This window comes from Stutzerimonas sp. Brlt_14 (assembly GCF_051948915.1).
In the GTDB taxonomy this organism is placed as follows: Bacteria; Pseudomonadota; Gammaproteobacteria; order Pseudomonadales; family Pseudomonadaceae; genus Stutzerimonas; species Stutzerimonas stutzeri.
Window position 1 is genome coordinate 375,880 of record NZ_JAYJLM010000002.1, and the last position, 12,505, is coordinate 388,384.

The 12,505-nt window shown below is 65.4% G+C and carries 11 protein-coding genes; 8 read left to right on the forward strand and 3 right to left on the reverse strand.

The features are described 5' to 3' along the window. Positions 1-103 precede the first annotated feature (103 nt). The 3 genes from VF716_RS05650 to VF716_RS05660 all read right to left on the reverse strand — a co-directional run bounded on the left by VF716_RS05650 (position 104) and on the right by VF716_RS05660 (position 5,062). On the reverse strand, positions 104-1,291 hold the full coding sequence (locus tag VF716_RS05650; RefSeq protein ID WP_013982685.1) for a porin: 1,188 nt from the start codon (positions 1,289-1,291) through the stop codon (positions 104-106). A 257-nt stretch (positions 1,292-1,548) separates the two neighbouring features. Beyond that, positions 1,549-4,080 carry a pyrroloquinoline quinone biosynthesis protein PqqF gene (gene pqqF, locus VF716_RS05655; RefSeq protein WP_440552159.1) on the reverse strand — a complete coding sequence of 844 codons (2,532 nt, stop codon included), beginning with the start codon at positions 4,078-4,080 and terminating at the stop codon, positions 1,549-1,551. 34 nt (positions 4,081-4,114) lie between these two features. Next, entirely contained in the window at positions 4,115-5,062 is a 948-nt protein-coding gene (locus VF716_RS05660) for a MerR family transcriptional regulator (protein ID WP_437198341.1), read from the reverse strand. Between the two features lie 92 nt (positions 5,063-5,154). Here VF716_RS05660 and VF716_RS05665 point away from each other — a divergent pair, with 92 nt between their 5' ends. The 8 genes from VF716_RS05665 (at position 5,155) to VF716_RS05700 (ending at position 12,474) form a co-directional block, all read left to right on the forward strand. After that, a complete protein-coding gene (locus VF716_RS05665) occupies positions 5,155-5,595 on the forward strand; it encodes a thiol-disulfide oxidoreductase DCC family protein (protein ID WP_014596606.1) in 441 nt (146 codons plus the stop codon). Between the two features lie 301 nt (positions 5,596-5,896). Continuing rightward, on the forward strand, positions 5,897-6,454 hold the full coding sequence (gene folE / locus VF716_RS05670) for a GTP cyclohydrolase I FolE (protein WP_068506989.1): 558 nt from the start codon (positions 5,897-5,899) through the stop codon (positions 6,452-6,454). Next, entirely contained in the window at positions 6,454-6,825 is a 372-nt protein-coding gene (gene folX / locus VF716_RS05675; protein WP_053527043.1) for a dihydroneopterin triphosphate 2'-epimerase, read from the forward strand. The genes folE and folX overlap by 1 nt, the downstream gene beginning before the upstream one ends. A gap of 9 nt (positions 6,826-6,834) precedes the next feature. Continuing rightward, positions 6,835-7,356: a chalcone isomerase family protein gene (locus VF716_RS05680; RefSeq protein WP_125842586.1), complete on the forward strand. Its 522-nt coding sequence runs from the start codon at positions 6,835-6,837 to the stop codon at positions 7,354-7,356. Further along, complete coding sequence (locus tag VF716_RS05685; protein ID WP_011913116.1) at positions 7,353-8,588, forward strand: MFS transporter; 1,236 nt, start codon at positions 7,353-7,355, stop codon at positions 8,586-8,588. Before VF716_RS05680 ends, VF716_RS05685 begins: the two co-directional genes overlap by 4 nt. 5 nt (positions 8,589-8,593) lie before the next feature. Beyond that, entirely contained in the window at positions 8,594-9,112 is a 519-nt protein-coding gene (locus VF716_RS05690; RefSeq protein ID WP_414717642.1) for a DUF3833 domain-containing protein, read from the forward strand. Positions 9,113-9,196: 84 nt separating this feature from the next. Further along, positions 9,197-9,637, forward strand: coding sequence for a PAS domain-containing protein (locus VF716_RS05695; RefSeq protein ID WP_095460065.1), 441 nt, complete (start codon positions 9,197-9,199; stop codon positions 9,635-9,637). Between the two features lie 176 nt (positions 9,638-9,813). Next, positions 9,814-12,474 (forward strand): EAL domain-containing protein, encoded by a 2,661-nt coding sequence (locus VF716_RS05700; RefSeq protein ID WP_440552166.1) that lies wholly within the window; start codon positions 9,814-9,816, stop codon positions 12,472-12,474. Positions 12,475-12,505: the final 31 nt, after the last annotated feature.

Sequence of the window (12,505 nt, forward strand, 5' to 3'; positions counted from 1 at the left end):
GAGCGCTGTGTTCAGGGCGTGGGGACGCTCGACGTACGCACCACTGCATCGCAACGGATGGCGCGACCTACGGTTCGGCTGCCATCCGCGCCCTGTATTCGGCTTAGAAGCTGAGTGCCGCACCCACTGCGAAGGTACGGGTTTCTTCATCCAGCGCTGCAGTGTCGCGCCCTTCGATCTCGAACTGGTTCAGCTCGGCGACCAGGGTCAGGTTGTCGTTGATGCTGTGGAACAGCGCGATGCCGCGGGTTTCGTAGTCGGCTGCACTGCCCAGACCGTTGCCGTCGTCCTTGGTCTTGCCGTAGGACAGCGCCACGCGGTTCTTGCCGAAACGGTAGGAGCCCTGCAGCAGGTAGCCGTCGCTGTCCACTTCACGCAGCAGCGCCTCGCCGGCATTGTTGGTGAAGAACGGGTTGATGCCCTCGGCCTGGAAGCCCGAAGCGGTCAGCGACAGGTTGCCCATCTTGGCCTGCACACCGTAACCCAGGCCCTTGGAGTCAACCTTGTCGATGCTGCTGTCGGTATTGTCCGAGCTCTGCTGCATGCCGTTGATCCAGGTGTAGAACTGGGTACCGCCCAGTTCGAACTCGTAGGTCACCTCGGCTTCGAAACGTGGCGCTTCCTGGTAGGCCTTGTCCAGATCGGAATCGGTGTCCTCGGTGGTGTCCACCGGGTCCATGATGCCCGCGGCGATACGCAGACCATTCATCTTCGGCGAGCGATAGGTGATCTGCGAAGTCGGGAACGGGTACGGGTAGCCGGTACCGATGTTGCCGAAGGAGACGCCGCCGCCATCGACCAGCCCCAGAGTGTCGCTGACCTGGCCGTAGCCGCTGAGCATCTCGTCGAGCAGGATGTTGGAACGACCGAACAGACCGAAGTCCTTACCGAACAGCACTTCACCCCATTGCTCGTTGGCCGCGGTGGCGTAGAACTGACGTACGTCGATGCCGGTTTCGGTACCGTTGGTATCGCTGTCGTTGATGGTCACCCAGAACGAGGAGCGGCCGCCCAGCTTGAGGTCGCCGACCTGCTTGCCGAAGTTGAAGCCGATCCAGTTGGGCAGGAAGCCCATCTTCACCCGAGACTGCTTGCGATCGAACTGCTCGCCGTCCCGCTCCACGTCGCTGTGAACGTAGAAGGTGTTGAAATAACCATCGGTGGAGAAAGTGGTGTCGTTCTCGTCATAGAGCACGATCTCAGCCATAGCCGACTGGCTCACGGTCATGGCAACAGCACTGGCCAAGGCCAGTGGCAGCAGGGTTGATACGGCTTTCTTGTTGTTGTGCATGGCGCTCTCCGCTGTATTGACGACTCGCAGTCGTGTCGGGAGCGATTATCGAAAGGCCCTCCTGGCGCACATACGCTGCGATAGCGGCGAAACGCTACTACTTTCGGCACGCAGACCGTCTTGCCCGCAAAGCATCTCCTCCCTGCGGCTGATCGACCAGGCTTAGGTCGTACACCCAAAGCAGCGCACAGCCCAGCCGTCGCGCCTGCGATGACTGGGGTGAATGCAGCGGAAAGGAGTGGGCGACGGTTACGAGGTCAGCGACTGTGCCAGCGCGTATCCGCAGCGTCGGCATTGGCGACCACGATCCAGCCGCCATCGGCCGCCCTTAGAGCCCGCAGTTGCAGGCGTAGCGCCTCGGAGTCGAGTTGCGCCATCGCCGCGGCGACCGCAACCGGATGGCCGGCATCGCAGCCTGCCAGTAGCGCCTGCCAGTTGGCCTCGGCATGACGGCGCATATCGCTGCCACCTGGCGGCGCACCGCTGGCTTGGGAAGCGCGGGTGGGCTGGTCGTCCAGCTGACCGGCAAAGGACTCGAGGAAGGCTTCGATATGGCCAAGGAGCTCGCCAGCCGTCGCGCTGGGTGATTGCACCGCAAAGACCAGCCCGCCCTGCCCGCCGAACTGGCGGAAGCCGCAGAACACCGCATAACCGAGCTGCAATTCGCTGCGCAGGCGGCGGAAGAACGCGCCCTCCATTAGCCGCGCCAGCTGACGCCAGGCGGCTTCGACCGCAGGGGTGCGAGACGGCAGCGGGCAAAACAGCACCAGTGCAGTCTCCGTTCCGGGGTCGCCGAAGCGGCACCAGCGATAGCGAGCGGGACTGGCCTCATCTCGCTGCACGAGCGGCGTGGCAACGCCGGGCAGCTCATCCAGCACATCATGCAGCGGGCCGCTCAGGTGCATCGGCAACCCGACTGCCAGTGCGTCCCACTGTGACAGAAGCCATGCCTGCGCGAGGGTCGACTGATCCAGCTCCCCGCCCCCATCGGCCACCGGTGGCTCGAGCAGAACGGGCAAGCGACGTAGTAGCTGGCGAATGAGGATTTCGTCCGCACCGGGCCGCACGGCGTCGGCCTGCAAACGGCGGCCCTGGTCGAACACGGCCGCCGGCGGCTGCTCCAGGATCCCCACCAGGTCGCGCAGAATCACGGGAAGCGCTTCGGCATAACCGAACAGCGCGAGGCACCAGCTGCGTCCGTAGTTCTCGAAGCGCAGCTCGACGCCGGCCTGCTCGGCCGCCAGGGTATAAGGCTGCAGGGCAGCCTGGAGCACGTACCAGAGTCCCGGTGCCGGCTGCTGCGCAGCGAAACGCCAGCGCAGGTAGAGCGCGCCCAGCCCTCCGGAGGCCTCGCCGTCGCCATGTGCAAGCCAGCGCAGCCCGGCTTTCTCCGCAGTCACCCGGCGAGGCGACAGCCGTTCGCTCAACCAGCGATTATGTGAAGGCAGGCGCCACTGCCAATCCGGTGCTGCATGCGCCACCAGGCGTTCCATGGACAGCCGCAAAGCGAAACCCTGCGGCGACGGCTCGATAGGCTCAGACAGATCTCCGCCCTCGTCATCGACAGTTAGGATCAGCGGCTGATTGCGGTGCAGCTGCTCGCCCAGCGCCTCGAGCCCTTGACGCACGCGTTGCGCATCGAGGGTCGGCGTCCAGGCCGCCGGGTCCACCCAGTAGCGCAGCAGGGAAAGCGGCTCGCGGCCCAACAGCCCGCGCTGGCGGATCTGCACGTATTCGTCCCAGGCAGCCGCCCACGGAGCCTCGGATGTCATGAAGCGCAGCCACTGCTGCACGGCGGCGACGACCTGGGTACGCGCGGCGATGCCCTGGTCGGTCAGCTGCAGCTCGACGACCGCCACACCCTGTCTGCGATGCCAATACGGCACGCGCAACGTGACCCGATCGCACCAGTCCGGCTCGCGCAGCCGGGCCAGCAGACTGTCCGGCGCCTGGGAAGCCAACCATGCCCCGAGCAGATCGAGCGCTACTGCGGCTTCGCCCGGCAGACCATCCAGGGCAAATGCCAGATTCAGACAGGGCCGCGCGCCGGCGACCTGCAGGCGCAACGCGGGACCTTCGGCCATTCGCAGCGGTGGGATCGAACGGGTGACGGGCTCACCGCCCGGCAACTGACATTCCGGGCAATCGAGCGTCTGCAGAACCTGCTGAAGGGCAAAGGGCGCCGCGATCAGCAGTTCGAGCTGGCCCGTCTGGTAGAAGCGCCGGTGATAGCCGTGCAGCGCCCGCTGAAATGCCTCGTCTTCCACCGGCAGCGTCTCGCGGTTGCCGGCGTGAAACGCCGCGAACGGATGCGCTTCGCCAAGCGCTGTGCCGATGGCGGCATCGCAGAGGGTTTCGCGGTCGCGGCCGCGCGCCAGGAATTCTGCCTGCAGCACTTCCCGCTCGCGCAATTGCGCCGCTGGGTCGAGCAGTGGTCGGGCCAGCATGTCGAGCAGACGCTTGAGCGCATCGTCGAACGCGTCGCTCGGTACCTGGAAGAAAAAATCAGTGTGGCGTTCGCGGGTCGACGCGTTGAGCTGACCGCCACAGCCCTGCACGAAGGGCATCAGCGACTGCGCCTGGGGATAGCCGTGACTGCCAAGAAACAGAAGGTGTTCGAGAAAGTGCGCCAGGCCGGGATAATCGAGCGGAGCATCGTGCGCACCGGCATGCACACGCACCAGCGCCGCGGCCTGGCTGCCAGGCGGCAACGCGATGAAGCCCAGCCGCATGCCGCCGGGCAATCGATGGCGCGATGGCGGCACGGCAGATGGAACGCTGGGTTTCATGGCTGGTACTCCTTTACGCCGCGCAGGGATTCGCTCAGGTGTCCAGCTGGCCGGCGAGAAACTGCCGCAGGCGGCGTTGCATCAGCTTGCCGGAACTGCCGAGGCAGGCGATCGGCGAGCCCGCAAGGGCCTCGCGCCCGAGCTCGGCGGCCTCGCCGGCCAGCGCCAATGGGCAATCCAGGCTCAGCGACAGCTTGTTCAACTGGCGCAGCTGAACCTCGTTCGGCGGTACGTTGGAGAACATTACCAGCCCCTGAGGACGCATCTTGTCGCACACCAGCGCCAGCTCCTCGAGTGGCTGACCGAGCGGCAATACCGTGACGGCCAGGCTGTCACCGCTGAGCAAGAGGCCGGCCACCAGCAATTCCAGTTCACGGCACTGCCCCGGCAGCGCGCTCAGCAGGACACGCTGGGCGCCCGGCACACGGGCCAGTTGCAAGCGCTGCAGCGCCCGCGCGCGCAGGAAAGCGTCGAGAAACAACCACTCGCTGCTTCCACCGAATTCGTCCTGGCGCAGCAACAACGCCTGCCAGACCGGTAGCAGCACGTCCTGGAACACCACGGCCAGCGGATAGGTGGAAAACACCTGCCCGTAGAGCTGCTCCAGGCGCACCTCGTCGAAGCTGCGCACTGCTTCGCGAAGCTGCGCCTGCCATTCGCTCCATTCGCCGGTAGCGGTGACCGTCGGCTCCTCCGCCTCGCGAGTAGCCGCGCTGCGCGCCAGAATGCTGCCGACCTTGCTGACCGCGACGCCACGTTCAGTCCAGGCGAGGATGCTGCGAACAGCCTCAACGTCGGCCATGGAGTACAGGCGGTGCCCGCTGTCCGTGCGCGTCGGCCGGATCAGGCCGTAACGGCGCTCCCACGCACGCAGGGTGACCGGGTTGACACCGGTCAGGCGGGAAACTTCGCGGATGGGAAACAGCTCCTGCTGCTCGAAGGCATTCGAGGCGAGGGTCGAAGCGCCGGAAGGCTCGGTCATGGGGCGGCTCGCTGATGGAAATGCCGAGATTGTAACCCAGCGTTTCGCCGCATACCCTCTACAAACGTTGTACAAAGGCGAGATGCGATGAAATGACGCCGGACCTGCCGCTGACGCTCTATGTGGACCGCTCCTGCCCGCTCTGCGCGCGCGAGGTGCGCTGGCTGGAACGGCAAGCCGATCCGACGCGGCTGCGGCTGGTCGACATCAGCGCGGCGGGCTTCGACCCCGCCGGCCTGGGCGTCGATCTGCCGCAGCTGCGCCGCCGTCTGCATGCTCGCAGTGCCAGCGGCATCTGGCTGACCGGGGTCGACGCCACCTACTGGAGTTGGCGCCTGGCCGGCCATGGCCGCTGGGCAGCACCGCTGGGCTGGCGGCCGCTGCGCCCGATGCTGCGGCTCGCCTACCAGGCCTTCAGCCTGCTGCGCCCGCATCTGGACTGGCTGCCTCACCCAGACGGCGCACAGCGTTGTGCGGAAAGATGTGCTGCTCCGTCGTCCAAGCCCAGAGCGGGGGCTAGGGACGAGCGCTGAGCGGCAATGGCTATCCGAAGCATCAGGTCTCGTCCCTAACGAGTATCCCGCAGTGGCGTTCGCGGACCAGACCGCTCCCACCGGCACCTCCCCCGGCCTGCCGCCAACGCAACGAGCGCGCCAACCGTAGCGCTGGCGAGTGATTGGCGTTTTTCGCTCGAAGCAGCGTGATGACGAATCATTGCAGTTGCAGCGGGCAAAAAGCTGTACATATACTTGTACATAACATGTACAAGTATAGTTTTTTGCTGCGGGACTGGGGCACAGGACCGCTCACTTCCTTCATGAAAGGGACTCCACCATGAACGATCTGCCCGGTCATTATCGCGACATACTCACCGGCCTCGGCGAAGACCCCGAGCGCGAGGGGCTGCGGGATACGCCAACGCGCGCCGCCAAGACCATGCAGTACCTGTGCGGCGGTTACCAGCGCAGCCTGGAGGAAATCGTCAACGGCGCCCTGTTCGCCTCCGACAACGATGAAATGGTGATCGTCAAGGACATCGAGCTGTACTCGCTGTGCGAACACCACCTGCTGCCCTTCATCGGCAAGGCGCATGTCGCCTACATCCCCACCGGGCGTGTGCTGGGTCTGTCCAAGGTGGCGCGCATCGTCGACATGTATGCGCGGCGCCTGCAGATCCAGGAAAACCTCACCCGTCAGATCGCCGAAGCGATCCAGGAAGTGACCGGCGCCGCCGGAGTCGCGGTGGTCATCGAGGCCAAGCACATGTGCATGATGATGCGCGGCGTGGAGAAGCAGAACTCGGTGATGAACACGTCGGTGATGCTCGGCGCCTTCCGCAACTCCTGCAACACGCGCATGGAGTTTCTCCAGCTGATCGGCAGGGGCCAGTGATGCCGCGCCTGGAACCTGGGATGGCGCGCATCCGCGTGAAGGACCTGCGCCTGCGCACCTACATCGGCATCAATGAGGACGAAATTCTCAACCGCCAGGATGTGCTGATCAATCTGCTCATCCTCTACCCGGCGCTCGACGCGGTTCGCGACAACGACATCGAGCAGGCCCTCAACTATCGCACCATCACCAAGGCGATCATCCGCCACGTCGAGCAGAATCGCTTCGCCCTGCTCGAGCGCCTGACCCAGGAACTGCTCGATCTGGTCATGGCCCATCCGGCGGTGCGCTACGCCGAAGTGGAAGTCGACAAGCCTCACGCATTGCGCTTCGCCGACTCGGTGTCCATCACGCTTGCGGGCCAGCGTTGAGGCGACTCCATGAACGCTCGGGGTGTCGTCGCGCTGGTCAGCCTGCTTTGCCTGCTGCCGGGCCTCGCCAGCGGCAGCTGGCGCGAGGCCATGCCGGCCGCGCGCCTGGTTGGCGAGGGCACGCTGCGGATATTCGGCTTTCGCATCTATGACGCCCGATTGTGGAGCCCGACGGCGCCGCTACAGGCCCGGACGCCCTTCGCGCTGGAGCTGACCTATCACCGCTCCATCAGTCGCGACGACTTCGTGCGCACTAGCCTCGACGAGATGAAGCGGCTCTCCGGTCCGGACCTCGATGCATCTGTGCCGGCACGCTGGCGTGAGCACATGCAGCAGGCCTTCGTCGATGTTCGGCCCGGCGAGCGCATCACCGGCGTGTACCTGCCTGAGCGCGGCTGCCGCTTCTATGTCAACGAGCGGCTGCACCACGAGGTGACCGACCCGCAGTTTGCCGAGGCCTTCTTCGCCATCTGGTTCGACCCGCGCAGCCGCGACCCAGGCCTGCGACGCAGTCTGCTGGGTGAGCGATGAAGCAATCCGCCCTTGCCGCCTACGGCGTGCTCGGCCTGCCGCTGGCAATGGCCATGCTGCCGATCTATGTGCTGGTACCGAACTTCTATGCTGCCGACCTCGGCCTCGGTCTGGCCCTGACCGGCAGCGTGCTGTTCCTGGCGCGCCTGCTGGACACCGTGCAGGACCCCTGGCTCGGCCGGCTGATAGACCGTCGCTCGCCGCGCGGCTGGACGCGTCTGCTGGCGAGCTCCGCCCTCCTTTTGAGCCTGGCGATGGCGGCGCTGCTGGCGCCCCCTGCCCTCGACAGCCTCGCCCTCGCAGTCTGGCTGGGGGCATCGCTGGCCCTCGCCTACACCCTGCACAGCCTGGTCAACATCACCTACCTGGCCTGGGGCGCGCGGCTCTCCGATCAGCTTGATGTACGCACCCGGGTGGCGGCTTGGCGCGAAGGTGCCGGTTTGTTCGGCGTTGTCCTCGCCAGCGTCCTGCCCAGCGCGCTGGCGACACGGTACGGCATGGCTGCGGCGCTGAGTGTCTTTGCCGCCACCTTCGCCGTGCTGCTCTGCGCCGCGATGGTCATCCTGCTGTGCGCTGCGCCGCAGCCGCGGCGCAGCGCACAACGCGTGCCCGCCAGCTGGCGCCAGCCGCTGCGCAATGGCGCATTCCGCCGGCTGGCGGGAATCTTCTTCATCAACGCCGTGGCGGTGGCGATTCCAGCCACACTGGCGCTGTTCTTCATCGCCGATCGCCTGCAGCTGGCGCAGCTGACCGGCTTGTTTCTGGCGCTCTACTTCCTGAGCGGGGCGGCCGGCCTGCCGCTCTGGACACGGCTGGCGGACCGGCTCGGCAAGCGCCGCAGCTGGCGGATCGGCATGCTCAGCGCTTGTGCCGCCTTCGTCTGGGCCCTGCTGCTGGACCCCGGTTCGGCGTGGGCCTATGCCGCGGTATGCGTGCTTTCGGGGCTTGCTCTGGGCGCAGACCTCGCACTGCCGCCGGCGCTGCTGGCGGACGTCATCCCGGCAGCCGAACGCGACGCCACCGCCGGCTACTTCGGCCTGTGGAGCCTGCTTGCCAAGCTGGCCCTGGCCATCGCCGGCCTGGCCTTGCCGCTGCTGGCGCTCACCGGCTACCAGCCCGGCACACCCGCCGGCTGGAACCTCGCGCTGATCTATGCCGGCCTGCCCTGCCTGCTGAAACTGCTGGCGGCGCGGCTGCTCACATCCACGCCAAGCGGAGAACCCACGCCGTGAAGAAAATGATGACCCTGACGCTATGCCTGCTGCTGATGAGCTGCACTGCAGTCGATGTCGAGCATTACCGCAATGAGGAACCCCGTCTGGACCTGAGGGACTATTTCGTTGGCAAGGTCGACGCCTGGGGCATGTTCCAGAAGCGCTCCGGCGAAGTGGTGAAGCGCTTTCGGGTGGAAATCGACGGCAGCCTCGATGGCGACAAGCTGATCCTGGACGAGCACTTCCGCTACAGCGACGGAACCACCCAGCGACGGGTCTGGACGCTGACCGAAGACACACCGGGTCGCTGGCGCGGTACTGCCGCCGACGTGATCGGCGAGGCGCGCGGCGAAGTGTCCGGCAATGCGCTGCGCTGGCGCTATGTGCTCAGCCTGCCGGTGGATGACGAGGTCTACCGTGTCGACTTCGACGACTGGATGTACCTCATCGACGAACAGACCCTGGCGAACCGCTCTTTCATGAGCAAGCTCGGCATCGAACTGGGACAGGTCACCCTCTTCTTCCGCAAACGAGCCGATTGAGCTGTGCGAGGACCATCATGGCCAGGCACCGATCGGGGCAAGTTGTTCTAGAATGCGCCGCATGCCCTTTCAGGATGTCGTGACATGATCAATGCCAAGCTGTTGCAACTGGTTATCGAAGCCTCCAACGACGGAATCGTGGTCGCCGAGCAGGAAGGCGACGACAACATTCTGATCTACGCCAACCCGGCATTCGAGCGGCTGACCGGTTACGCGGTCGACGACATCCTCTATCGCGACTGCCGCTTCCTGCAGGGGGAGGACCGCGACCAGCCAGGCCTACAGGCCATCCGCGATGCGGTGAAGAACAACAAGCCCTGCCGGCAGATCATCCGCAACTATCGCAAGGACGGCACGCCGTTCTGGAACGAACTGTCCATCACCCCGGTATTCAACGAAGCGGACCAGCTGACCTACTTCATCGGTATCCAGAAGAACGTCACCGCCGAGGTCGACGCCTTGCAGCGAGTCGAAGCGCTGGAAGCGGAAATCCGCGAACTCAAGGCGAAGCTCGCCGAGCACTGAAAGCCCAGTCACGCTGCCAGACGGCGGGCCGGAACGAGGTCCGCCTGCCAGCCATGCACCTCCTCCCGCGAACCCCTACCTAAGTTTCGTTCCGCCGAGCGCATTCGACGTGGAATAATGGCGATTTGCTATTTTCCACAATCCTGCAGTGGGCATTCTTGCCCTAGGATGCTGTCTTGACCCTCGATGCCGTCGTAGAAAACGCGGTCATGCTGCTCGCGTTGTGCTGGCTGCTGGCCTTTACCACCCGCAGCTGGAACCGCAGCGGACAACGCTCCGCGAAACTGCTCGCCGGCCTCTGGTTCGGCAGCGCCTGCATTTTCGGCATGCTCAACACCAGCATCGGCCAGACCGGCATCATCCTCGATGCACGTACCGCGGTACTGAGCATGGCCGGGCTGTTCGGCGGACCACTGGTGGCGGGCATAGCGGGCGCGCTGGCGGGTGGTTTTCGCCTGTGGATGGGCGGGCCCGGCGTGGTGCCGGGGCTGGCCAATGTACTGCTGCCCATCGCGCTCGGCCTGGCCTACCGCTGCGCTTCGCGCAGGCGGCTGATCGGCATCGCCTTCTGGCAGCTGCTCGGGTTCGGCGTGCTTCTGCACCTGGGCGTGCTCGGCTTGATCGCCCTGTTGTTGCCAAGCCCGCTGGGCGCGGAGGCGGTGCGGGAAATCGCCTTGCCGACGCTGCTGATCCTTCCTCTGGCCACCGCCACCCTCGGCGTGTTGCTCAACGATCTGCTGGAGCGGGATCGGATCGAACAGGCGCTGCGCTTCAGCGAGGCACGGTTGCGCGCCATAACCCAGGCCATTCCCGACCTGCTCTTGGTGCTCGACGAGGATGGCCGCTACCTGGAAATCCTCTGCGCCGAGCGCAGCCTGCTGTACGACGAGCCGTCCAAGCTGCTCGGCCGCCGCCTGCATGACGTCATGCCCGAGGCCGAGGAGCGGCGATTTCTCGGTTTCATCCAGCAGACCCTCAACAGCGACTCACCGCAGCTGATCGAATACAGCCTGCCGACGCTCGGCGGCCCGAAGGTCTTCGAAGGCCGTGCGTTGCCTCTGGAACAGCCTCCGGGGCAGAAGCGCGCCGTGGTCTGGCTGAGCCGCGACATCACCGATCGCGTCAATACCGAACTGGAGCGCCGCATCGCGGCCATCGCCTTCGAATCCCAGCAAGGCATGCTGATCACCGACGCGCAGAACCGCATCCTGCGCGTCAACGGCGCCTTCAGCCGCATCAGTGGGTACAGTGCCGCCGAAGCCATCGGCCAGACCACCGCGCTGCTCGCGTCGGGGAGACACGGGCCGGACTTCTACCGTTCCATGTGGTCGAGCATCGAAGCCACCGGCGTGTGGGAAGGCGAGATCTGGAACCGGCGCAAGAGCGGCGAGATATTTCCCGAGTGGCTGACCATCAGTGCCGTACGCAACGTCCACGGCGAGGTCACCCATTATGTCGCCGCCTTTACCGACATCACCGATCGCAAGGCGGCCGAGGAGCGGATCCACAACCTGGCCTTCTACGATCCTCTGACCGGTCTGCCCAATCGCCGGCTGCTGCTCGATCGCCTGCACCAGGCCATGGCCGCCAGCCGGCGCAGCAACCAGTTGGGCGCGCTGATGTTCATCGATCTGGACAACTTCAAGAACATCAACGATCTGCATGGCCACCAAACCGGCGACCAGGTCCTGCGCGTCGCCGCCGAGCGACTGCATGCCGAGGTGCGCGCCAGCGACACGGTCGCGCGCCTCGGCGGTGACGAATTCGTGGTGATGCTGGAGAACCTCGGCGACGACCCACTACGCGCCGCGGCCCAGGCCGAACACATCGGCATGAAGCTGCTGAACTCGCTGGATCGTTCGTACCGCCTCAACGAACTCGGCCTGTACAGCAGCGCCAGCATCGGCGTGGTGCTGTTCGGCGGCGAGGCCTGCAGCAGCGACGAGCTGATGAAGCGCGCCGACATGTCGATGTACGAGGCCAAGATTTCCGGCAAGAACGCCCTGCGCTTCTTCGACCCGCGCATGCAACTGGCGGTACAGGAACGTCTGCGCCTGGAAGCGGAGATTCGCCAAGGCCTGAAGAATGGCGAGTTCGTGCTCAGCTTCCAGCCGCAGCTGGAACAGAACGCAGGGGTCATCGGGGCCGAAGCCCTGGTGCGCTGGCAGCATCCGCAACGCGGGCTGCTGAGCCCGGCCGCCTTCATCGCCCAGGCGGAACACGCCGGATTGATCCATGCCCTCGACCTGCAGGTGCTGCAGCAGGCCTGCGGCCAGCTGGCGCGCTGGGCGGCGACACCGGCATTCGCCGACCTGACGCTCTCGGTCAACCTCAGCGCTCATCTGTTGTATCAGGATCATTTCGTCGAGAAACTGCTCGACCTGCTGGAGCGCAGCGGCGCCAATCCGGCCAGGCTCAAGCTGGAACTGACCGAAACCCTGCTGCTGGACAACATGCCCGAAGCCATCGCCCGCATGACGCGCCTGAAGCAGCACGGTATCCGTTTCTCCATCGATGACTTCGGTACCGGCTATTCGTCCATGAGCTACCTGCAGCAGCTGCCGCTGGATGAGCTGAAGATCGACCAGACCTTCATCCGCCGTCTGCCGGACGACGCCAGCAGCCTGACCATCGTGCGGGCCATCTGTGCGCTGGCCAGTGGGCTCGGGCTGGAGGTGATTGCAGAAGGCGTCGAGAGCGGAGCCCAACGAAGCGTGCTGCTCGGCAATGGCTGCCATCGGTTCCAGGGCTATCTGTTCGGCAAGCCGATGCCGGCGATGGAACTGGAGGAGATGGTTTCAGCCACAGCGCACGGCGTCGCCCACGGCCGCGCATGACGGCCAGGGCGTCGCCCGTGGCGACATCACC